20 protein-coding genes and 1 tRNA gene are annotated in these 22,650 nt (G+C 65.0%); 16 read left to right on the top strand and 5 right to left on the bottom strand.

What is annotated here, in order from left to right; all coding sequences use genetic code 11:
* The first annotated feature begins 7 nt into the window (after positions 1 to 7).
* Positions 8 to 580, top strand: a complete 573-nt coding sequence (locus O0880_RS28130; RefSeq protein WP_354669899.1) for a molybdopterin dinucleotide binding domain-containing protein — start codon at positions 8 to 10, stop codon at positions 578 to 580.
* Here the strand turns inward: O0880_RS28130 and O0880_RS16695 are convergent.
* From O0880_RS16695 to mutM, 5 genes are read right to left on the bottom strand one after another with little or no spacing between them, the layout of a single operon-like run.
* The gene (locus tag O0880_RS16695) at positions 577 to 1,191 is read right to left on the bottom strand and encodes a response regulator (protein ID WP_071325635.1); all 615 of its coding nucleotides are present in this window, start codon (positions 1,189 to 1,191) and stop codon (positions 577 to 579) included. The two genes, O0880_RS28130 and O0880_RS16695, sit on opposite strands and share 4 nt — an antisense overlap.
* On the bottom strand, positions 1,188 to 2,993 hold the full coding sequence (locus O0880_RS16690; protein ID WP_289887542.1) for a sensor histidine kinase: 1,806 nt from the start codon (positions 2,991 to 2,993) through the stop codon (positions 1,188 to 1,190). Before O0880_RS16690 ends, O0880_RS16695 begins: the two co-directional genes overlap by 4 nt.
* Positions 2,993 to 4,156 (bottom strand): A/G-specific adenine glycosylase, encoded by a 1,164-nt coding sequence (mutY, locus tag O0880_RS16685; RefSeq protein ID WP_289887541.1) that lies wholly within the window; start codon positions 4,154 to 4,156, stop codon positions 2,993 to 2,995. The genes O0880_RS16690 and mutY overlap by 1 nt, the downstream gene beginning before the upstream one ends.
* Before the next feature lie 42 nt (positions 4,157 to 4,198).
* Positions 4,199 to 6,100: a dynamin family protein gene (locus tag O0880_RS16680; RefSeq protein ID WP_289887540.1), complete on the bottom strand. Its 1,902-nt coding sequence runs from the start codon at positions 6,098 to 6,100 to the stop codon at positions 4,199 to 4,201.
* Positions 6,101 to 6,121: 21 nt separating this feature from the next.
* Positions 6,122 to 6,958 carry a bifunctional DNA-formamidopyrimidine glycosylase/DNA-(apurinic or apyrimidinic site) lyase gene (gene mutM, locus O0880_RS16675; protein WP_289887538.1) on the bottom strand — a complete coding sequence of 279 codons (837 nt, stop codon included), beginning with the start codon at positions 6,956 to 6,958 and terminating at the stop codon, positions 6,122 to 6,124.
* Between the two features lie 167 nt (positions 6,959 to 7,125).
* Here mutM and O0880_RS16670 point away from each other — a divergent pair, with 167 nt between their 5' ends.
* From O0880_RS16670 to O0880_RS16600, 15 genes are all read left to right on the top strand, one after another.
* Entirely contained in the window at positions 7,126 to 8,916 is a 1,791-nt protein-coding gene (locus O0880_RS16670; protein ID WP_289887536.1) for a tetratricopeptide repeat protein, read from the top strand.
* Between the two features lie 59 nt (positions 8,917 to 8,975).
* Positions 8,976 to 9,626, top strand: a complete 651-nt coding sequence (locus O0880_RS16665; RefSeq protein WP_071325630.1) for an outer membrane lipoprotein LolB — start codon at positions 8,976 to 8,978, stop codon at positions 9,624 to 9,626.
* A complete protein-coding gene (gene ispE / locus O0880_RS16660) occupies positions 9,623 to 10,507 on the top strand; it encodes a 4-(cytidine 5'-diphospho)-2-C-methyl-D-erythritol kinase (RefSeq protein WP_289887532.1) in 885 nt (294 codons plus the stop codon). The genes O0880_RS16665 and ispE overlap by 4 nt, the downstream gene beginning before the upstream one ends.
* A gap of 88 nt (positions 10,508 to 10,595) precedes the next feature.
* Positions 10,596 to 10,672: transfer RNA gene (locus O0880_RS16655), tRNA-Gln, on the top strand.
* Positions 10,673 to 10,823: 151 nt separating this feature from the next.
* Positions 10,824 to 11,774: a ribose-phosphate pyrophosphokinase gene (locus O0880_RS16650; RefSeq protein WP_034753270.1), complete on the top strand. Its 951-nt coding sequence runs from the start codon at positions 10,824 to 10,826 to the stop codon at positions 11,772 to 11,774.
* Positions 11,775 to 11,940: 166 nt separating this feature from the next.
* Positions 11,941 to 12,549, top strand: a complete 609-nt coding sequence (locus tag O0880_RS16645) for a 50S ribosomal protein L25/general stress protein Ctc (protein WP_034753273.1) — start codon at positions 11,941 to 11,943, stop codon at positions 12,547 to 12,549.
* Between the two features lie 114 nt (positions 12,550 to 12,663).
* Entirely contained in the window at positions 12,664 to 13,248 is a 585-nt protein-coding gene (gene pth, locus O0880_RS16640; RefSeq protein ID WP_071325627.1) for an aminoacyl-tRNA hydrolase, read from the top strand.
* Positions 13,249 to 13,449: 201 nt separating this feature from the next.
* Complete coding sequence (gene ychF, locus O0880_RS16635; RefSeq protein WP_071325626.1) at positions 13,450 to 14,541, top strand: redox-regulated ATPase YchF; 1,092 nt, start codon at positions 13,450 to 13,452, stop codon at positions 14,539 to 14,541.
* Between the two features lie 227 nt (positions 14,542 to 14,768).
* Positions 14,769 to 15,287, top strand: coding sequence for a sigma-70 family RNA polymerase sigma factor (locus O0880_RS16630; RefSeq protein WP_071325625.1), 519 nt, complete (start codon positions 14,769 to 14,771; stop codon positions 15,285 to 15,287).
* Between the two features lie 6 nt (positions 15,288 to 15,293).
* Entirely contained in the window at positions 15,294 to 16,292 is a 999-nt protein-coding gene (locus O0880_RS16625; RefSeq protein ID WP_289887531.1) for a FecR domain-containing protein, read from the top strand.
* A gap of 106 nt (positions 16,293 to 16,398) precedes the next feature.
* Positions 16,399 to 18,189: an ABC transporter ATP-binding protein gene (locus O0880_RS16620; protein WP_289887530.1), complete on the top strand. Its 1,791-nt coding sequence runs from the start codon at positions 16,399 to 16,401 to the stop codon at positions 18,187 to 18,189.
* Positions 18,183 to 19,973 carry an ABC transporter ATP-binding protein gene (locus O0880_RS16615; RefSeq protein ID WP_289887529.1) on the top strand — a complete coding sequence of 597 codons (1,791 nt, stop codon included), beginning with the start codon at positions 18,183 to 18,185 and terminating at the stop codon, positions 19,971 to 19,973. The genes O0880_RS16620 and O0880_RS16615 overlap by 7 nt, the downstream gene beginning before the upstream one ends.
* Positions 19,970 to 20,935: an iron chelate uptake ABC transporter family permease subunit gene (locus tag O0880_RS16610; RefSeq protein ID WP_289887528.1), complete on the top strand. Its 966-nt coding sequence runs from the start codon at positions 19,970 to 19,972 to the stop codon at positions 20,933 to 20,935. Before O0880_RS16615 ends, O0880_RS16610 begins: the two co-directional genes overlap by 4 nt.
* Positions 20,932 to 21,882, top strand: a complete 951-nt coding sequence (locus tag O0880_RS16605; RefSeq protein ID WP_289887527.1) for an iron chelate uptake ABC transporter family permease subunit — start codon at positions 20,932 to 20,934, stop codon at positions 21,880 to 21,882. Before O0880_RS16610 ends, O0880_RS16605 begins: the two co-directional genes overlap by 4 nt.
* Positions 21,879 to 22,649 carry an ATP-binding cassette domain-containing protein gene (locus O0880_RS16600; protein ID WP_289887526.1) on the top strand — a complete coding sequence of 257 codons (771 nt, stop codon included), beginning with the start codon at positions 21,879 to 21,881 and terminating at the stop codon, positions 22,647 to 22,649. Before O0880_RS16605 ends, O0880_RS16600 begins: the two co-directional genes overlap by 4 nt.
* The last annotated feature ends 1 nt before the right edge of the window (position 22,650 follow it).

Here is a 22,650-nt window from a genome sequence, read left to right as displayed (position 1 = left end):
GAAGCCGATGATGCTGTACAACGAGGGCCTGGGCGTGAGCAAGAGCAGCTTGAGCGGCAAGCGTTTTCCCGGTACGCCCGCCTGGCGCGTGGCGGCGTTTGCCGATGGCACGCCCGTGCGCAAGGCGTATCCGGCCAGCGAGTGGCCGTTCGAGTTGATCAGCTTCAAATCGGCGCTGCAAAACTCGTACAGCATCGGCGCGCGGCGCCTGCGCGGCATCCATCCCGACAATCCCGTCGCCGTGCATCCCGACGATGCGGCGCGGCTGAAGCTGGAAAATGGCGACGAGATCTATCTGGAAACGCCGGGCGGCAGGGCCAGGGCCACGGTGATGCTGCGCCATGGCGTGCAGCGTGGCGTGATCGCCGTCGAACATGGCTTCGGCCACAAGGAGCACGGCGCAAGGGCCCACCGCATCGGCAAGCTGCGCCAGCCCGACGAGCCGGCCATCGGCGCCGGCATCAACTTGAACGACCTGGGTTTGACGGACCCGAGCCGCGGCGACAAGAACGTGTTTGTCGATCCCGTCTCGGGCACGTCGGTGCGGCAGGGGCTGCCGGCGCGTATCGTGCGCGCTTAGATTTGTCCGCCGGCCATCAGCAGCCGGGCCACCTCGGCTGCTGAATGCAGGCCCAGTTTTTCCATCGTGTTATGGCGGTGTACCTGCACCGTCTTGTCGCTGATGCCCAGCTCGCGGGCGATGACTTTGGAGGCCTTGCCTTCGGCCATCAGCAGCGCCACTTCGCGCTCGCGCGCCGTCAATGTCGCCAGCGTCGCCTGTGCCGTATGCGTGCTGGCGGCGCTGCGGCCTTCGTCCAGGCTGCGGGCCACGGCGCGCGTCACGGCGTCGAGCAGAACCTGGTCCTTGCACGGTTTTTCCAGGAAATCGCAGGCGCCCGCCTTCATCGTCTGCACGGCCATGGCCAGGTCGCCGTGGCCGCTCAAAAAAATCACGGGCAGGGAGATGGCGTGGCGCGACAGTTCCTGCTGCAGTTCCAGTCCGCTCATCAGCGGCATGCGCACGTCGAGCAGCAGGCAGCCGGGCGCATGGCCATCGTAACGCTGCAGGAAGTCGCGCGCCGACTCGAACGTCTCCACTTTCCAGCCGGCCGAGTCGAACAGGTAGGCCAGCGAGCGCCGCATGGCGGCGTCGTCGTCGACGACAAAGATGATGGCATCGCTTTCATTCATGGTGTTTCCTCGTGTCTTTCCTGGTCTGCTTCCATATTGCTATCTTCGGGCAGGCGGAACCAGACCGTCAAGCCCGGCGCATCGGCGTTGGCGTGGGCCGACAGGCTGCCGCCGAACGATTCGATGATGCTTTTACTGAGCGACATGCCCAGGCCCAGCCCTTCTGCCTTGGTGGTGAAAAACGGTTCGAACAGGCGCGCCATTTGTTCCGTGGCGAGGCCGCAGCCGGCGTCGCGCACGGCCACCATGCAGGCGCCGTTTTCGCGGTGCAGCAGCACGCCGATGGCGTGCTCGGGATTGCCGTTTTCCATCTGCGCATCGAGCGCATTCTTGAGCAGGTTCAGCAGCACCTGCTGCACTTGCTGTGGGTCGGCCAGCACGCGCACGACGGGGCTGGCGGCCTCGCGAGACCAGCGGATGTTCGCTTGCGGATGGGCGGCGCGGAACAGGGCTACGGCTTGCTCCACGGCGTCGGCCAGGGCGAAGGCCGTGCTGTGCGCGGGACGCTTTTGCGCCATCGCGCGGATATGCCGGATGATGGCGCCGGCGCGCTCGCTTTGCGTGGCGATTTCCTGCGCGCCGTCCAGCAACGGCGCCGCATCGAGGCGGCCGGCGGCGATGCGGCGCGCCATGCCGCGCGCGAAATTGCCGATGGCCGCCAGCGGCTGGTTCAATTCGTGGGCGATGGCGCTGGCCATTTCGCCCAGGATCGCCAGGCGCGCCGTGTGATCGAGCGTGGCCTGGCGCTGGCGCGCCTGTTCTTCCAGCGCGCGCTGCTGGTGCTGGGCCGCGCGCAGTTGTTCCGTGCGCCGGCTGACCAGGTATTCCACGCGCACCGTGTGCACGGCCCACGCAACGAGCAGGGCCAGCACCAGCAGCATCCAGCCCCAGTAGCGGCGCAGCGCCGTCTCGAAGGTCAGCTTGTCCAGGTAGGCGTAGGGACCGATGCGCAGTTCGCGGAACAGTTCATCGACGATCTGGTAATCGCTGGGCACCGTCCAGCTATAGCCTTCGCTGGTGCGCGGCATGGCCAGCAGGGCCAGCGCCACCTGCTTGGCCAGTGGCGCCGGCGTCTGGCGCAAGGCCACGAACGGCCAGTCCGGATACAGCCGCGACGAGGTGGCGCAGCGAAAACCGGGTACCGGGCGCGTCGTGATCACGCGCAGCTCGTCTGCCTGCACTTCGCCGCGCGCCACCATCTGCTCGAGCAAACAGGTACGCACGATGCCCGCATCCATGCGGCCGGCGCGCACGGCCTCGACGATCTGTTGCGAGGGGAAGCCGCTGTAGCGCAGGCTGGCAAAATCGTGCGCGGGATCGAGGCCCGCTTCGCGCAATTCGCGCGCGGCGATCTGGTAGCCGCCGAAAGCGTCGGGCGCCACCGCCATCACGTTCTTGCCCGCCAGGTCGGCCAGGTCATGCAGCGGCGACGAGCTGCGCACGACGATGGCCGAGCCGATGGCCAGGCGCGGCGTATCCGTCCACGGCGATTCGAGCGTGGCGATGCGGCTGGCGCCGTCGCTGTGTTCGAGCGCCACGTAATGGCCGCTGCTGGTGACGGCAAAGGCGATGGTTTGCGACTGCACGGCGCGCGTCAATCCCGCCTGGTCATAGTCGACCAGCACGAAACGCACGCCGGGAATGCTGGCCTGCAGGTGGCGCGTCACGTACGACCAGTCCTGCTGCACGGCGTCGCCGCCCTTGTAAGCCAGCACGCCGATGCGCACCTCGGGCAGGTCGTCCGCGGCATGGGCGCCGTGCAGGCACAGCGCCGCCAGCGCGAGCAGTACAAAACGTCGCACTAGAACATGCTGCGCTGCGCCTGGCGCGCATCGCCGAACAGGTCCAGCAGCAGTTTCTTGATGGGTGCCGGCAGCGGCGCGTCGGCGATCCTGGCGCCGTCATACCAGACATGGGACGCTTCCCCTGCCAGCGCCAGGCGCCGCGCCAGGGTGATGCGACAGGGCACGATGTGCAGTTTGTAGTGCGTGAAGACGTGAACGATAGGCAGCAAGCGCTCCTGCGTCTCGATCTCGCCGAAGGGCGCCACGGCGCGCGCCAGCGCACCCTCGTCGATGGCGCGTGGTGCGGCTTCGCCGGCCAGCACGTGGCCGTCCAGCTCGGGCAGCGACAGCAGACCGCCCCAGATGCCGGAGCCGGGCCGCTGTTCCAGCAGCACCTGGCCGTCGTCGATGACGACCAGCATGACGGCGTGCTTTTCCGGACTGGTTTTCTTCGGCTTGCGCACGGGCAGGTCCTTGGTGCGGTTGGTGGCGTAGGCCACGCAGCGCGGCTGCAGCGGACAGCGGCCGCAATCGGGGCTGCTGCGCGTGCACAGGGTGGCGCCAAAGTCCATCAGGCCCTGGGTGTAGGCTTCGATGCCCGTTTCCGGCAGCAGGGCTTCGGCGCGCCGCCACATGGCTTCCTCAACCCGTTTCTCGCCTGGATAGGCGTCGATGCCAAACGTGCGCGCAAAGACACGCTTGACGTTGCCGTCCATGATGGCTGCACGCGTGCCGCTGGAGAACGCGGAAATGGCGGCGGCCGTCGAGCGGCCGATGCCGGGCAGCTCGGCCAGCAGGACCGGGTCGCTGGGGAAGACGCCGTCGTATTCGGCCACCACGCGCTGCGCGCATTTGTGCAGGTTGCGCGCCCGCGTGTAGTAGCCTAGGCCGCTCCATTGCGCCATCACGTCTTCCACGGGCGCGTCGGCCAGCTCGCGCAGGGTGGGAAAGCGTTCGAGGAAGCGCGCGTAGTAGCCGAGTACGGCGGTGACCTGCGTTTGCTGCAGCATGATTTCTGACAGCCAGATCAGGTAGGCGTCGCGCGTGTTTTGCCACGGCAGCGCGTGGCGGCCATGCTGCTTTTGCCAGGCGATGACGGTGGCGGAAAAAGTCGGATCGACATAGTCTTCAATGGGGGCCGCGCCCGTGGCGGGCGAGAGCGGATGCAGCAGACGTTTCATGCAGGATTCCAGTGTTCTGTTGTTCGATGGTGCTGATGTTGTTTATGTCGCGCTGGCCGCGCGCAAGGTGTCGGCCAGTTGCGCCAGCTGCGCCTTGTCGCGTTCGAGCGCCGCCAGGCTGGCTTCAAAGCCGGCGATCTTCTGTTCCAGGCTGCCCGTGGCGTCGTGGATGCGCTGGATCGAGGCGAAGCGCAGTTTCAGCTGTTCCTTGTATTCGACGATCTGCGCTTCGAGCGGCGCCATGATGACTTTCAGCCAGGCGCTGGCGTCGTCGTTGGCGGCCGCGAAGCTGCGGCGCACGCGCGAGGCGATGGTGTCGAAGAATTTCTCCATCAGCACCACGCGGCTGGTGGTGATCAGGGTCGCCGTGCCGAACTGCTTGTGATACACGGCTTCGATATCGGCGATCTCCTGGCGGTAGCGGGCCAGCGAAAACGGCATCGGCACGGCCAGCGCCAGGCCATGTTCGGTGGCGAACTTGCGGTACATCACCTGCATCATTTCCGTGATCTCGGCGGTCTTGCCTTCCGAGCGGTCCAGGTTCTGGGCGATGCGTTCGAAATACTGGCGCATGGCGTCGCGCAGGCCCGTGAAGAAACGGCTGCGCTGCATGGCGGCGCGCACGTCGTCGATATCGTCGCGCACGATGTCCATGCCCAGGCTCGTGTACAGCTCCGTCGACAGGCGCGTAAAGACGGCGCGCGTGGCTTGCAGCTTGAACAGGCTGCTGTCGAATTCCTTCTTCTCGATATCGATGCGGCGCATCATGTGCGCGATCACGCTCTGGTTCTTGCCGCGCAGGCTATGCAGCTCGTGCAGCTGCTCGGCGATGCCGCGCGCGCGCGCCGCCGCCTGCACCTGCTGCGCCGCTTGAATCGCATCGAGGTCGAACCCCAGCTGGTGCCGGATGATGTCCTTGCGCGCGGGGATCAGGCCTTCGAACAGGGCCGTTTCCAGCGCCTGCAGGCGGCTTTTTTCCAGCAGCGCCGCGTCGTGGTTGATCTTGCCCACGAGGGCCTTTTGCGCCGAGACGGGGAAAACCTGGCCCGCATCCAGCATCAGGAGATGCGCCACGCTGGCCTGCTGGCGTTCGATGGCCTGCGTCACCTCGGCGTCGCCGCGCAATTCATCCCACATGCTGTCGATCTTGTTGAGCACCACCAGGCGCCCGGCGCCGGCGCCGATATGGTTGCGCCATACCTCGATATCGCTGCGCGTGACGCCCGTATCGGCCGCCAGGATGAACAGCACCGCGTGCGCATTCGGGATCAGGTTCAGCGTCAGTTCCGGCTCCGTGCCGATGGCGTTCAGGCCAGGCGTGTCGAGGATCACCAGGCCCTGCTTCAGCAGCGGATGGGGGAAGTTGATGATGGCGTGGCGCCACATCGAGATTTCCACCTGGCCGTCCTCGTCGAGCATGGCCGGCGCATCCGCGTCGTCGGCGTCGTACAGGCCGTAGCGCGCCGCTTCCTCGACGCCGACTTTTTTCGTCAGGCTGACCTGGCGGATGGCTTCCTGCATGTCGCCGCCCGCATCGATGTTCAGGGGCAGGACGGTCCAGGCGGCGGGCAGGTCGCGGTAGTCGCTGGTCGACAGGTTCTGCGCGCGCGTCTCGATGGGCAGCAGGCGGATCGACGGCGGCCAGGCCGCGTCGTACAGCAGCTCGGTGGGACACATGGTGGTGCGTCCCGCGCCCGAGGGCAGGATGCGCTGGCCGTAGTCGGCAAAGAAGATGGCGTTGATCAGCTCGGATTTGCCGCGCGAGAATTCCGCCACGAAGGCCACGGACAGGCGGTCATCGAGCAGGCGGGAGACACAGCGCGCCAGGCGCAGCGCGGAGGCGCCGTCGACCAGGCCCGCCGCGCTGGCGGCCTGCCGGTAAGCCTGCAAGGCGGCCAGCACGTCCTGGCGCCATGCGCTGTATTGTTCCAAGTCCCTGACCATCTGGCTCCCTTTGCGAGTGACTTACTTTTGGCAATGCACGCAGTAAAACGTGGACCGCTGGCCCTGCACGATTTGCCGGATCGGCGCGCCGCACACGCGGCATGGCTTTCCCGTGCGGTTGTACGTGAAATACGTCTGCTGGAAGTAGCCGGACTGGCCGTTTACGCCGATGAAGTCGCGCAGGGTGCTGCCGCCTTGCACGATGGCTTCGGCCAGCACGTCGCGGATCGCCTGCGCCAGTTTCTCATAGCGCGCCAGGCCGATGCGCTTGGCCGGCGTCTTCGGGTTGATCCCGGCACGGAACAGGCTTTCGGAACAGTAGATATTGCCCACGCCGACGACGATGTCGCCCGCCATCAGCACCTGCTTGATGCTGCTGCCCTTGTTGCGCGTTTTCTCGAACAGCAGCTGGCCCGTGAAGCCGCCCTCCAGCGGTTCCGTGCCCAGGCCGCGCAGCAGCACGTGGCTGTCGAGCGGGCCGTCGGCCTCGTCGTGCCACAGCACGGCGCCGAAGCGGCGCGGATCCGTCATGCGCAGCACCTGGCTGGCGCCGTCCGCGTCTTCCACGACGAGGTCGAAATGGTCGTGCTTTTGCGCCTCGGTGCCAGGCGGCAGCACGCGCAGGTGGCCCGACATGCCCAGGTGGATGATCAGGGTGCCGTGGCGGAAGTGGATCAGCAGGTATTTGCCGCGCCGCCCCGTCAGGCCGATGGTCTGGCCCGACAATTGCTCGCCCAGGGCGGGAGGGAAGGGCCAGCGCAGGCCGTCGCGGCGCAGCACGACGGAGCGCACGGCGCGTCCTTCGAGATGGGGCGCGACACCGCGCCGTGTGACTTCGACTTCTGGCAATTCTGGCATAGGGCTCGGACGTATGGAAACTGGGTCAAAAACAGCTGGATTGCAGGCCGGCGGCGGGCTCGTACACCTTGCCTCACGCTGACGTATATATTTCGTTACATACGTGAAGTACGCAATGATCGGGTTGGGCGTAGAATCAAACTTTGCCGTATAGCCAGGATCAGCCTTTGAAAAACGCTTTCGCCATTGTAACCTTGTCCGCCCTGATGGCCACGCATGCCATGGCGCAGACGCCTGTCGCCCCTGCCGATGCCGCGGCCAGCCCCTCTGCGGCCGCACCCGCCGCGCCGCAGGAGCCGGGTGCCGAATCCAGCGAGGGCGCCAAGGCGGACGGCTTGCCCAAGGTCGAATTGAGCAGCGACCTGCTGTACAAGCTGACGCGCGCGGAAATGGAATTCAAGAGCGGCCAGTGGCAGGGGCCGTACGTGACCATGATGGTGGCGGCGCAGCAGACGCGCGACCCGCGCCTGGCGCGCCGCGCGTCCGAAATGGCGCTGGCGGCCAAGCAGGGCGGCGAGGCGCTGGCTGCCATCCGCCTGTGGCGCGAACTGGCGCCCGAATCCGACGAGGCGACCCAGTTCTTCCTCGGTTTCGTCGTCCTGACCGACAAGATCGAGGAAGCCGAGCCGATTTTCGCCGAGCGCCTGGCCAATGCGCCGCCCGGCGCGCGCGGCGTGGCCCTGTTCCAGATGCAGCAGATCCTCTCGCGCTCGAACGACAAGCTGTATGCGTACTCGATGGTGACGCGCCTGGTGCAGCCCTACCTGGACATGTTCGAGGCGCACCTGGTGCTGGCGCAGGGCGCCCTGTCGATCGGCGAGCGTGAGCGCGCCATCGGCGAAGCGAACAAGGCGCTGGCCATCAAGCCCAATTCCGAGCTGGCCGCGCTGACCCTGGCGCAGGTGACGGGCGAGCCCGAGGCGGCAGGCAAGGTGCTGGCCGCCTTCCTGGAAAAGAATCCGGACGCGGTCGAAGTGCGCGCCGCCTATGCGCGCCTGCTGGTCGAGCAGAAGCAGCTCGAACCGGGGCGCGATCAATTCCTGCTGCTGCTGAAAAGCCAGCCCGATAACGTGGCCGCCCTGTATGCGCTCGGTATCGTGGCGTTGCAGCTGGAAGACACCAAGGGCGCCGAGCAGTACTTCAAGCGCTTCCTGGCCGTGCTCGAGAAAACCCCCGGCGACGCGCGCGATCCGTTCAAGGCCCTGATGATACTGTCGCAGATTGCCGAAACGCGCGGCGACATGGCCGGCGCCATCGCCTGGCTGGACAAGGTCGACAACAGCGCCTCGGCCGGCTATGTCGATGCCCGTTTACGCCGCGCACAACTGATCGCCCGTGGCGGCAATCTCGATGCGGCGCGCAAGGCGCTGTCGGAAATCGAAACGGACGACCCGGCAAGCCAGGCGCAGGTGCTGCTGGTCGACGCGCAATTCCTGCGCGACGCCGGCTATGTGCAAAGCGCCTATACGGTGCTGGAAAACGCCTTGCTGCGCTTCCCCGACAACCCGGAACTGCTGTACGACTATGCCCTGCTGGCCGAGCGCCTGGATAAACTGGATTTGATGGAAGCGAGCCTGCGTCGCGTGATGGCGCTGGCGCCCGACAACCAGCACGCGTATAACGCGCTCGGCTACTCGCTGGCCGAACGCGGCATCCGCTTGCCGGAAGCCCATGCCCTGATCGAAAAGGCCTTGCAGATGGCGCCAGGCGACCCGTTCATCATGGACAGCATGGGCTGGGTACAGTTCCGCATGGGCAACCTGGCCGCGGCGGAAAACGCGCTGCGCCGCGCCTACGCCGTGCGCAGCGATCCGGAAATCGCCGTCCACCTGGGCGAAGTGCTGTGGCAGAAGGGCGAGAAGGACGAGGCACAGAAGCTGTGGCGCGAGGCGCAAGGCAAGGATCCGAAAAACGATGCGCTGAAAAGCACCCTGGCGCGCCTGAATGTCAGCTTGTGATCGAATCGATTAACTCCACTATCAAACCAGCGCCATGGCGCTGGTTTTTCCTTGTGCCCATGCCAAAAAATCTCCTTGCGCTCTCCGCTCTCTGCCTGGCCCTGTCGGCCTGCTCGACCCTGACCTCGCCCTTTTCGTCCGGCGCCGCGCCATCGGGCAAGGCTGTCGCGCCCTACCGCGAGCAGGTGGAGCTGACGGGCCGTTTGAACGTCGTGTACCAGAAGGAGGACAAGCCTGAATCGGCCACCGTCAATTTCAACTGGCAGCAGACGGCGCAGCGCACGGACGTGACCCTGTACTCGCCCGTGGGCAGCACCCTGGCCACCATCGCCGTCACGCCGCACGAGGCCGTGCTGACGCAGAGCGGCAAGGCGCCGCGCCGCGCGCCCGACGTCGATGCCCTGAGCGCGCAGATGCTGGGCTGGTCCCTGCCCGTATCGGGCTTGCGCGACTGGCTGCAGGGTTATGCCGTGGGCGCCGACGGCAAGCGCTTCGTCGCTTCGCCGGCCAACGACAGCGTGACGACGAAGGACGGCTGGCGCCTGCGCTATGTGTCGTGGCAGGAAGTAGGGCAAAATGCGTCCGACAATGCACCGGGCAGCTTGCCCCAACCGCGGCGTATCGATGCCGAACGCAATGCCAGCGCCCAGGCCGACGCCGTGTCGCTGCGCATCGTGCTCGATCCCGCTCCCTCCGCACCCGCACCATGACACTGACGACCCTGAACAATTGCCCGGCCCCGGCCAAGCTGAACTTATTTCTGCACGTCAACGGCCGCCGCGCCGACGGCTACCACCTGCTGCAGACGGTGTTCCAGCTGCTCGACCATGGCGACACCCTGCATTTCGCGCTGCGCGACGATACGGCGATACGCCGCGTGACGGCGCTGGCCGGCGTGCCGGAAGAGCAGGACCTGATCATCCGTGCCGCGCAGCTGCTGCAGGCGGAAGTGCTGCGTCGCACGGGCGCCTTGCCGCGCGGCGTAGACATCGCCATCGACAAGGTGCTGCCCATGGGCGGCGGCCTTGGCGGCGGCTCGTCCGATGCGGCCACGACCCTGATGGCGCTGAACCACCTGTGGCAGGCGGGATTGACGCGCGAGGAATTGATGGCGCTGGGCTTGCCGCTGGGCGCCGATATCCCGTTTTTCATCTTTGGCGAGAACGCGTTTGCCGAAGGCGTGGGGGAGGCCTTGCAGCCCGTCGCCACGCCCGAATGCTGGTATGTGGTGATCGAGCCGGGCGTGCAAGTGCCCACCGCTGCAATTTTTTGCGCGGAAGGCTTGACGAGGAATACCGAAGCCGTCACAATAGCGGACTTTTCCAGGCACCTCGCAGAAGGAAACGATGCGGGCGGGTTCGGTAAAAATGATTTACAGCAAGTGGCATGCAGTCTTTTCAAGCCGGTAGCAGATGCGGTAGAATGGCTGGGTGCTTACGGTGAGGCCAGGATGACTGGTTCCGGTGCTTGTGTATTTAGTGCGTTTTCCAGTGCGGAAGAAGCAGATGCGGTGCTCAGCAATGTGCCACCGGTCTGGGTAGCCTGGAAGGCAAAAGCGCTAAATCGCCACCCGATGCTCACGGTGTTGTGAATTAAAGTAAGCAGCAAAAAAAGATTTTGCTTAGCGTCAAATAGTCGGTATAATACTGGCCAACATGACGGCAAGCAGTCAGTTGCGTAGGGGAATCGCCAAGCTGGTTAAGGCACTGGATTTTGATTCCAGCATGCGAAGGTTCGAATCCTTCTTCCCCTGCCACCCATTTCACCGTAGTCTGTCGATGCGAAGTTAGCGTCCAGTACGGGAAAAAGCAGATATGCCGCCACGCGGCATATTCTAAACAATGACTGACCGGGCCTATGCCCGGTTAGTGCTTTTCAAGACTTCTATATCACCTCTTGGGACTCCCATGGCTTACGAAAACCTGATGGTTTTTACCGGCAACGCGAATCCAGCGTTAGCAGAGGGGGTCGCAAAAAACCTCGGCATCCCTCTCGGTAAAGCAAACGTTTCGAAATTCTCTGACGGCGAAGTAATGGTCGAGATTAACGAAAACGTGCGCGGCAAGGATGTTTTTGTTTTGCAATCCACCTGTGCTCCAACCAACGACAGCTTGATGGAAATCATGCTGATGGTTGATGCCTTGAAACGTGCTTCCGCTGGCCGCATCACCGCCGCGATTCCCTACTTCGGCTACGCCCGCCAAGACCGCCGTCCACGCTCCGCGCGTGTGGCGATTTCGGCCAAGGTGGTGGCGAACATGCTGGAAGAAGCCGGTGTCGAGCGCGTCCTGATCATGGATCTGCACGCCGACCAAATCCAAGGTTTCTTCGATATTCCTGTCGATAACATCTACGCTTCGCCAATTTTGCTGGGCGACCTGCAAAAGAAAAACTACCAGGATCTGCTGGTCGTGTCGCCGGACGTCGGCGGTGTGGTACGTGCGCGCGCCCTGGCAAAACGCCTGGGCTGCGACCTGGCCATCATCGACAAGCGTCGTCCAAAAGCGAACGTGTCCGAAGTGATGAACATCATCGGTGAAGTCGAAGGCCGCAACTGCGTGATCATGGATGACATGGTCGACACGGCAGGCACCCTGACCAAGGCTGCCGAAGTGCTCAAAGAGCGCGGCGCGAAAAAAGTCGTGGCGTATTGCACGCACGCGGTGCTGTCCGGCCCGGCGATCGACCGTATTTCGGCTTCGCCACTCGATGAGCTGGTCGTGACCGACACGATTCCCCTGTCCGAAGCGGCCCTGGCCTGCGGCAAGATCCGTCAATTGACGTGCGCGCCGCTGCTGGCCGAGACGTTCAAGCGCATCATCAAGGGTGATTCGGTTATTTCCCTCTTTATCGATTAATTCGGTAAACAGAAACAGACGTAATGCCTGCGGCGCGACCGGCTTTTTGCCTGTTGCGCCGCAGTGTTTTAGTTTTCGGGGCGCATATGCGCCCATTTTCGAGGACTCCTGGTCGCGGGAGTCTTCCTAACACAAGGCGCAAGCCTTGTTCTTCTTGGAGTTTCACATGAAAGTTATCGCATTTAAACGCGAATTGCAAGGTTCCGGAGCGAGCCGCCGCCTGCGCATTTCCGGCCAAACCCCTGGTATCGTCTACGGTGGCGCTGAAGCCCCGGTGCTGATCTCGCTGGATCACAACGCCCTGTACCACGCGTTGAAAAAAGAAGTTTTCCACTCGTCCATCCTGGACCTGGAAATCGACGGCGTTTCCCAGCAAGTTCTGTTGCGCGACTTCCAAGTCCACGCATACAAACAACTGGTTCTGCACGCTGACTTCCAGCGCGTTGACGCTAAGCAAGCTATCCACGTGAAAGTTGCTCTGCACTTCATCAACGCTGACGTTTCCCCAGCAGTCAAACTGCATGGCGCGACCATCAGCCACGTTGCCAACGAAATCGAAGTTTCGTGCCTGCCAGGCCAACTGCCAGAATTCATCAACGTTGACCTGTCGAACATCGACGTCGGTCACTCGCTGCACGTCGGCGACCTGGTCCTGCCAGCTGGCGTGACCGCTGTCACCCACGGCGCCAACCTGACCATCGCTACCGCTTCGGTACCGGCTGGCCACGTTGCTGCTGAAGCCGCTGCTGCTGAAGTTGTTGCTGATAAGAAGTAATTCTGCCGCCGCAGTCATGCGGTAGTCGCAAGGAAAAACCCGCCTGGTTCGTCCCGGCGGGTTTTTTTCCGCCCGTTTTCACCGATAATACGTTTTTACACTGCAGACACAGCCATGCCCATACGCCTGATCGTCGGCCTCGGCAATCCGGGACCCGAATACGAACAAACCCGCCACAATGCCGGCTTCTGGCTGGTGGACAACCTTGCCAACAGCTTGCCCGGCACGCGCTTGCAGCGCGATTCGCGCTACAACGCCATGCTGGCGAAAACGTCGATTGGCGGCAACGAAGTCTGGCTGCTCGAACCGCTGACTTTCATGAACCGCTCGGGCCAGTCCGTGGGCGCGCTGGCGCGTTTCTTCAAGATTGCCGCCGATGAAGTGCTGGTGGTGCACGATGAACTCGACCTGATGCCGGGCATCGCGCGCCTGAAGAAGGGCGGCTCGGCCGGCGGCCACAATGGCTTGAAGGACATCACGGCCGCGCTGGGCACGCAGGATTACTGGCGCTTGCGCCTCGGCATCGGCCATCCGCGCACCCTGAGCCTGCAGCAGCAGGTGGCCGATTTCGTGCTGCACCGTCCGCGCCGCGAAGACCAGGAGCTGATCGAGCAAGCCATCGAGAAGTCCCTGCAAGTCATGCCGCTGATTGTCGACGGCAAGTTCGAGGCGGCGACGATGAAGCTGCATACGGCCTGATGACAACACGATGCGCCTGCATAGGCGTCGTTTGGCCATCATCAGGCTTTTGAAGCGCGCGTGACACGGGTACAATTGACCCCTTGAAATGCAGCATACGCACTATCCCCGGAAAATGGTGAGCAATCGCCCCGTTTCCCTAACAGCACGGCAAGCACGCCGATAGACGGCGCCATGTGCTTTGATTATTAAAGGTTTTCCATGAGTCTCCAATGCGGTATCGTCGGCTTGCCGAACGTCGGCAAGTCCACCCTGTTCAATGCACTGACGAAAGCCGGCATTCCGGCTGAAAACTATCCGTTCTGCACCATCGAGCCGAACGTCGGCGTCGTCGAAGTACCGGATCCACGCATGGATGCGCTGGCCGCGATCGTCAAGCCGGAACGCATGGTCAACGCCATCGTGGAATTCGTCGATATCGCCGGCCTGGTGGCCGGTGCATCGAAGGGCGAGGGCCTGGGCAACCAGTTCCTGTCGCATATCCGCGAAACGGACGCCATCGTTAACGTCGTGCGCTGCTTCGAAGATGACAACGTCATCCACGTGGCCGGCAAGATCAACCCGCTCGACGACATCGAAGTCATCCAGACCGAACTGGCGCTGGCCGACATGGGCACCGTGGAAAAAGCCATCCACCGCGAAAACAAGAAAGCCCGCTCGGGCGACAAGGACGCAGCCAAGCTGCTGGCCATCATGGAACGCATGATGCCTTACCTGAACGACGCCAAACCGGTGCGCGCGATGGGCCTGGACGCCGACGAAATGGAGCTGATCAAGCCTTTGTGCCTGATCACGGCCAAGCCGGCCATGTTCGTGGCCAACGTGTCCGACACGGGTTTCACCAACAACCCGCTGCTGGACCAGCTGACGGCCTATGCGCAATCGCAAAACGCGCCTATCGTCGCAATCTGCGCGGCACTGGAAGCGGAAATCGCCGACCTCGACGATGCCGACAAGGGCGCTTTCCTGGCCGACATGGGCATGGAAGAGCCAGGCCTGGACCGCCTGATCCGCGCCGGCTACAAGCTGCTGGGCCTGCAAACCTACTTCACGGCGGGCGTGAAGGAAGTGCGCGCCTGGACCATCCCCGTCGGCGCCACGGCGCCACAGGCGGCCGGCGTGATCCACACCGACTTCGAACGCGGCTTCATCCGCGCGCAAACCATCGCCTATGACGACTTCATCGCCTACAAGGGCGAAGCGGGCGCCAAGGAAGCGGGCAAGATGCGCGCCGAGGGCAAGGAATACGTGGTCAAGGATGGCGACGTGCTGAACTTCCTGTTCAACGTCTAATTCCCGACGCTGGCCCCCTGCCTGGGCATGGAGCGTCAATGAACCCTGCAAATCCCTGATTTGCAGGGTTTTTTATCGCCTGCTGGTGCTGTGCCGATGGCTTGCGGATTGACGTGCCCGCAGTCGCCCGGTTGCAGCGGCCTTGTGCTTCCGTATATAATGAGAATAATTCTCATTTATAATTCGATGCGCCATCATACGGTGGCCATGGCAACAGGAAGGGTATCGTGGGCACCGCCGAGTTAGCGCTTCAGCAACAAGTCAGCAGTCTGTACACCGACCACCATAGCTGGCTGCGGGGCTTGCTGCGCCGCAAGCTGGGCAATGCCTTCGATGCGGCCGACCTGGCGCACGATGTCTACCTGCACCTGATGAAGACGGGGCGCGTGCCGCCGGCCGGGGAGTCGCGCCGTCACCTGACGCAGATCGCCAACGGCATGGTGATCGACCTGTACCGGCGCCGCCAGATCGAGGCGGCCTACCTGGAAGTACTGGCCCTCGTGCCCGAAGCGCTGGCGCCGTCCGAGGAAGAGCGCGCGCTGGTGCTCGAGGCGCTGACGGAAATCGACGCCGTGCTGCAGCAGCTGCCTGCGAAGGCGCGCAAGGCTTTGCTGCTGTGCAAGCTGGACGGCATGAGCTACCGCGACATCGCCGCCGAACTCCAGGTGTCCGTCTCGTCCGTCGAGAAATACATCGCCGCCGGCTTGCTGGCCTGCTACCAGGCCTTGCACGGCCCGGGACACTGAGCCCGCATGGCCATGCCGCTGCCCGACAGCCGTACTGGCGACGATGGCGCCATCATCGATGCCGCCATCGTCCAGCGGGCGGCCGAGTGGATGGCCCGCCTGTGGTCCGATGACGCCAGCGACGCGGACCAGGTCGCCTGTGCCCGCTGGCGCGCCGCCCACCCGCATCATGACCTTGCCTGGCGCCGCCTGCAGGCGTTCGAGGGCAAGCTGCACGGCGTGCCGCGCGACGCGGCCAGGCATGCGCTGCATGCGCCGGCGCCCGCCGCCCACCTGAACCGCCGCCGCGCCCTGAAACTGCTGGCGCTGATCCTGCCAGTGGGCGGCATGGCGTACGCGCTGCGCGGCACGGACAGCTGGCAAGTCGCCACGGCCGGCCACAGCACCGTCACCGGCGAGATCCGCGAGATGATCCTGCCCGACGGCACGCGCGTGATGCTGGCCTCGGCATCCGCCATCGACGTGCGTTTCGACGCCAGCGAGCGCCTGCTGCTCTTGCGGGCCGGTGAAATCCTCGTCACGACGGCGCACGATGCGGCGCAGCGGCCTTTCCGCGTGCAAAGCCGCCACGGCACCGTGCGGGCGCTGGGCACGCGTTTTACCTTGCGGCAAGAAGAACACGTGTCGAGGGTCGCCGTGTTCGAGGGCGCCGTCGAGGTGCGCCTCGCGCATGCGCCCGACCGCCCCGTGCGTATCGACATGGGCCAGGGCGCCGTCTTCTCGGCCGACATCGTGCAGTCCGCGGCGCCCGTCTCCGCCGGCGCCGCGGCCTGGGCGCGCGGCATGCTGGTGGCCGACGACATGCGCCTCGATGCCCTGATCGCCGAACTGGCCCGCTACCGCCCCGGCCTGCTGCGCTGCGATCCGGCCGTGGCCGCGCTGAAGGTCAACGGCGTCTTCCCGCTGCGCGACACGGACCGTGCCCTGCACAACCTGGCGCTGGCCTTGCCCATCCAGATCCTGGCGCGCACGCGCTACTGGGTAACCGTGCAGGCCGCATCCTGAGGTTTTTTGCATGGGATGCGGCGCCCGATTGAGGGTTTGGCATTCTCGTTCGGGATATAGGGTGAGAGCCACTCTTTTCTTTTGACACCATGCCTGTCCTTTTTTCATGAGCACCCATGACGCGGCCCCGGCCGCACCCAAACAAGCCGGCCCGATCCGCCGGATATTGACCCCCATACGCGGACGCCTGATCGTCGCGGCCGTGCTGGCCGGCGTGGGCAGCATGCTCACGCTGGTGCCGCTGGCCGGCATCGCGCACCTGGCAAGAATGGCCCTGGTCCCTGCGGACGCGCCGTCGGCAGCCGACATCTGGCCCACCATCCTCGCCAGCGTCGCCTGTCTGTTCGCCGGCATGGCGCTGCTCGCGCTGGGCGAACTGGCCGCGCACCTGGCCGACAACCGCATCACCCACCACCTGCGCCTGCAAGCCATGCAGCGCCTGGGGCAAGTGCCGCTGGGCTGGTTCACCAGCCGGGCGTCGGGCGAGGTCAAGCAGGCGATGCAGGACGACATCAACACCCTGCACAGCCTCACCGCGCATTTTTATACGACGACGGGGCGCGCCGTGGGCGCCATCCTGATTTCGCTGCTCTACCTGTTCGCCATGGACTGGCGCATGGCCATCATCGCCATCCTGCCCTTTCCCGGCTTTTTCCTGTTCTTCGGCAAGGCCATGAAGGCCAGCGCAGGCAATATGGAGCAATTCGTCGCCGGCATGGGGCGCATCAACAATGCGGTGGTGGAGTTCGTCAACGGCATTCCCGTGGTCAAGGCGTTTGGTGCTACGGGCCGCGCGCACGGCAGCTACCGCGCGGCCGTCGACGGGTTTGCGGACGCTTTTTCCGCCTTCACGCGACCGCTGGTGGGCTCGATGGCCAACGCCAACGCCCTGATCGCACCCGTGGCCGTGCTGGGCGTGGTGGTGATCGCCGGCACCGTATTCGTGGTGCTGGGCTGGATGGCGCCCATCGACGTGCTGCCGTTCGCCCTCGTGGCGCCGGGCATGTCCGCGCCGATGCTGCTGCTGCACTATCTGACGCACGACCTCAACAACGCCACCGGCGCCGCCCAGCGCGTGCTGGCCTTGCTCGAGACGCCCGTGCTGGCGCAGCCTGCGCCCGACGAGCAGCAGCTGCCAGCTGGCACGGAAATTTGCGTGGAAGGCGTCAGCTATGCCTACGATGGACACAACAAGGTGCTGTCGGACATCCGTTTTACCTTGCAGCCCGGCACGGTCACGGCCATCGTCGGCGCTTCCGGGTCCGGTAAATCGACCCTGGCGCGGCTGCTGCTGCGCTTTTTCGATCCGACGCAAGGGCGCATCACCCTGGGCGGCGTCGACCTGCGGCACATCGCCACGTCCGAGCTGTACCGGCGCATCGGCTTCGTGCTGCAGGAAGTGCGTCTCATCCACGCCAGCGTGCGCGAGAACATCGCGCTGGGCCGGCCGGCGGCCAGCGGGCACGAGGTGGAGCAAGCGGCGCGCCTGGCGAACATCCATGAGCGCATCCTGGCCTTGCCGCGCGGCTACGACTCGGTGATCGGCGAAGACGCGCAATTGTCGGGCGGCGAGCTGCAGCGCGTGAGCATCGCCCGCGCCGTGCTGCTCGATCCGGCCGTGCTGGTGCTCGACGAAGCCACGGCGGCGGCCGATGCCGAAAACGAGGTGGCGATTCAGGATGCGCTGTCGCGCTTTGCCCGCGGCCGCACCTTGCTGGTGATCGCGCACCGGCTCGACACCATCATGCACGCCGACCACATCATCGTCGTCGAACATGGCGCCATCGTCGAGCAGGGCAGCCATGCCGCCTTGCTCGCCGACCAGGGGCGCTACGCGCAACTGTGGGCGCTGGGCGGCTATCAGGAATTCCAGGAAGAGGCGCACCCGTCATGCTGAAGACTTTTATTCAATTGCTGGGCGATGATGCGCCCGTCTTCCGCCGCTATGCGTGGATGGCGCTTGCCTATGGCCTGCTCAGCGGGCTCACCGTCACGGCGCTGGTGCTGGCCCTGGGTCGGCTGCTGGCCGGCGATACGGGGGGCGCGGCGCTGTGGCTGCTCGTGCTGCTGGCCGGGCTGGCGGCTTGCTGGGCCTGGCGGCGCCAGGTGGAAAGGGCAGGCGTGCGCGTCGGCGTGACGGTCTTGCGGGGCGCACGTCAGCGCCTCGGCGACCACGTGGCGCGCCTGCCTGTCGGCTGGTTCACGCCGGAAAACACGGCGCGTCTCGGCCATGTCATCACGCAAGGCATGATGAATGTGGCCCAGCTGCCGGCGCACGTGCTGACGCCGCTGATCTGCGGTGCCGTCACGCCCGTGGTGCTGATCGCGGCGCTGTTCGTGCTGCACTGGCAGCTGGGCCTGATCGCCCTGTTGGCGCTGCCCATCCTGGCCGGCACCTTGCGGCTTACCGCGCATATGGGACAGCGCGCCGACGACGCCTACCGCCAGCATTTTGCCCAGACCAGCCAGCGCCTGATTGAGTTTGCGCAAGCGCAGTCCGTGTTGCGCGCCTTCAATGGCGACGGCAGCGGCGAGGGCGGCGGCACGCGCTTCCTGCAGCAAGCCATCGACGAGCAGCGCGCCTCGGGCACGCGGCTCATTTACCTGTCGTCACTGTCGGCCGTGCTCAACGCGTGGGCCGTGCAAGCCATCTTCGCCGCCTTGCTGGTCGCCGCCGCGCTGTGGCTGAACGGCCTGCTGGGCGGTGTAGTCGACGCGAAGGATGCCATTGCCGTCATCGTGGCGTTGCTGCTGGTGGTGCGCCTTGTCGATCCGCTGCAGGAAGTGGCCAGCTATGGCGAAGTGCTGCGCGGCGCGCGCGGCCAGCTTGACGCGGCGCGCGCCATTCTCGCCGTGCAGCCGCTGCCGGAAGCGGCCGCGCCGCAAGCGCCGCGCGATGGCGCGGTCGAGCTGCGCGACGTGGCTTTCCGCTATGTACAGGATCAGCCCGACGTATTGACGGGCATCAATCTGCATATTGCGCCGGGCAGCATGACGGCGCTGATCGGCGCTTCCGGTTCCGGCAAGACCACCCTGGTGCGGCTGATCGCGCGCTTTTTCGACGTCAGCCAGGGCGCGCTGCTGGTGGGCGGCGTCGATGTGCGTGCCATGTCCAGCGAGCAATTGGCAGGCCAGATCAGCCAGATTTTCCAGGACAGTTATCTGTTCCAGGGCAGCATCGGCGACAACATCCGCATCGGCAAGCCGGACGCCAGCGATGCGCAAGTGCTGGAGGCGGCGCGCCAGGCAGGCGTGGCCGAGATCATCGCGCGCTTGCCGCAGGGGCTCGCTACGCCTGTGGGCGAGGGGGGCGCGCGCCTGTCCGGCGGCGAGCGCCAGCGCATCGCGATTGCCCGTGCGCTGGTCAAGGATGCACCGATTTTGCTCGTCGACGAAGCGACGGCCGCGCTTGACGCGGAAAACCAGGCCGCCATCGCCGAAGCGCTGGCGCGGCTGCGCGGCAAGCGCACGGTGATCGTCATCGCACACCAGTTGTCGACGGTGGCCATGGCCGACCAGATCGTCGTGCTCGAGGGCGGCACGCTCCGCGAGCAGGGCGCGCCGGACATCCTGCGCGAGCAGAACGGCCTGTATGCGCATTTCCTGGCCCAGCGCCAGGCGGCCAAGGGCTGGCGCATCGCCGCGCCCGCGCGCCAGCCTGGAACGGAGTCCGGCATTTGACACGCGCGCGTCTGCTTTTCCTGTTCTTCCTGCTGTGCTGTGCTTCGCTGCTGGTGGGCGCCAGGCACGTGGAATGGGCACGGCTGTTGTCGCCATCGCTGTCGTCTGGCGCGGTGTTCGACGATGCCTGGCTGACCCTGACGGCCAGCCGCTTGCCCCGTCTGGCGGCGCTGGTGCTGACAGGCGTGGGCCTGTCCGTCTGCGGCGTCATCCTGCAGCACATCGTGCGCAACAAATTCGTCGAACCGGCCACGTCGGGCGGCCTCGATGCGGCCAAGCTGGGCATCCTCGTGTCGCTGACGGCCGCGCCCGCGGCGGGCGCGGCCGGCAAGATGGCGTTCGCGCTGGTGTTCTGCCTTGCCGCCAGCCTCGTGTATGTGGCCTTGATCCGCCGCATCCGCTTCAAGAACACGATACTCGTGCCCGTCATCGGCCTCGTGTATGGCGGCGTGCTCAGCGCCGTGGCCGAGTTCTATGCCTACCGCAACAATATCCTGCAAAGCATGCAGGGCTGGCTGCTCGGCGATTTTTCCCGGATCGTCCAGGGCAACTATGAAATCATCTACCTGATCCTGCCCATCGTCGCCCTCACATACCTGTACGCACAGCGCTTTACCGTGCTGGGCATGGGTGAGGGCATGGCTACCAGCCTGGGCTTGAACCATGGCGCCACGGTGGCGCTGGGCCTGGTGCTGGTGGCCGTCACGGTGGCGGCCACGGTGATCACGGTGGGGGCGATCCCGTTCGTCGGCCTGGCCATTCCCAATCTGGTGGCGCTGCGCTACGGCGACAACCTGGCGCGCACCCTGCCCATCGTGGCGCTGGGCGGCGCCGCGCTGCTGCTGGCCTGCGACATCGCGGGGCGATTGCTGATCTACCCGTTCGAAGTGCCGATCGGCCTGACGGCGGGCGGCGTGGGCGGCGTGCTGTTCCTCGTGCTGATCATCCGGGGGCGGCGATGACGCGCATGCTCAAGCGGCAGGCGCTCTGGCTGGCCGTTGCCGTGCTGGCGCTGGCTTTCCTCTTCCTCGGCGCGAATCTGGACTTCGCTTACATCATCCCGAAACGGCTGGCGCGGCTGGCCGCCATCGCCATCGGCGGCGTCTGCGTGGCTGTCTCCTCCATCGTGTTCCAGACCATCGCCGGCAACCGTATCCTGACGCCGGCCGTCATGGGCTATGAGGCCGTGTATGTGCTGCTGCAGTCGCTGCTGGTTCTCGCGATGGGCATGCACAGCGTGCTGCTGCTGGGGCAGGACGGCAATTTCATGTTGTCCATCGCCCTGATGCTCGCCTATTCCTGGGCCATCCACTATTGGCTGTTCCGTGATGGCAAGAACAATGTGTATTTCCTGTTGCTGCTGGGGTTTGTCCTGACCATGGTGCTCGGCACGTTTACCCAGTTCATCCAGCTGCGCATCAGTCCCGGTGAATTTGCCATTTTGCAAGGTTTCAGCCAGGCATCGTTCAACAGGGCGCAGCCCGGGCAACTGCTGGCGTCGGCGCTGCTGGTGGGCGCCGCCTGCCTGGTGGCCTTCAGGACCTTGCCGGCGCTCGACGTGCTGGCGCTGGGACGCGAGCAGGCGATCTCGCTCGGCGTCGATTACCGGCGCATGGTGCGGCTGCAGCTGGCGCTGATCGCCGTGTTCGTGGCGGTGTCGACCAGCCTGCTGGGGCCGACGGCCTTCATGGGCATCTTCGTGGCGAACACGACGTATGCGCTGGCCCGCACGGCGCGCCACCGCGTCACCTTGCCGCTGGGATGCGCCATCGCCATCGCCATCTTCTTGCTCGCCCAGCTGCTGGTCGAGCACGTTTTCAATTACCGGACCACCGTCGGCATCCTCATCAACCTGGTGTGTGGCGCGTATTTCCTGGCGCTCATGGTCCGCACCCGAGGCACAGCATGATCCACGTCAAACATATCGCCAAAACCTATGGCGCCAAAAGCGTGCTGACGGACGTCAGCGCGCAGTTCCCCAAGGGACAGGTGACGTCCCTGATCGGCCCCAACGGTGCCGGCAAGACCACCTTGCTGATGCTCATCGCGCGCCTGCTGGAACCGAGCAGCGGCGATATCACGATCGGCGGGCGCAGCATCGCGCACATCAAGGTCAAGGACTATGCGCGGCAAGTGGCCACCCTGCGCCAGGCGCCCGATTTCAACCTGCGCCTGACGGTGGAGGAGCTGGTCGCCTTCGGCCGCTTTCCCTACAGCCGTGGCGCGCTGACGGCGCAGGACCGGCAAGCCATCGACGAGGCCATCGCATTCCTGTCGCTCGACAATTTACGCCTGGCGTATGTCGATGAACTGAGCGGCGGCCAGCGCCAGATGGCTTTCCTGGCCATGACGATAGCCCAGCAGACCGATATATTGCTGCTCGACGAGCCGCTCAACAACCTGGACATGAAACACGCCGTGCAGATCATGCGCGCGCTGCGCCGCCTGTGCGACGAACACGGGCGCACCGTGATCCTGGTGATTCACGACATCAATTTCGCCGCCAACTATTCGGACCACATCGTCGCCATGCAGGGCGGCAGCGTACGCTTTTCCGGTCCCGCGCACGAGGTCGTGACCGAGGAGCGCTTGCGGGCGCTGTACGACATCGATTTCGACATCGTGCGCAATGAACGCGGCTGCGTCTGCAATTACTTTACCCCCACAGGAGCTTGAC

The organism is Janthinobacterium sp. SUN118 (assembly GCF_030397695.1).
Classification (GTDB): domain Bacteria; phylum Pseudomonadota; class Gammaproteobacteria; order Burkholderiales; family Burkholderiaceae_D; genus Janthinobacterium.
The sequence above is the reverse complement of the archived record's forward strand: the minus strand, read 5'-3'. Positions and strand labels throughout refer to the sequence as shown.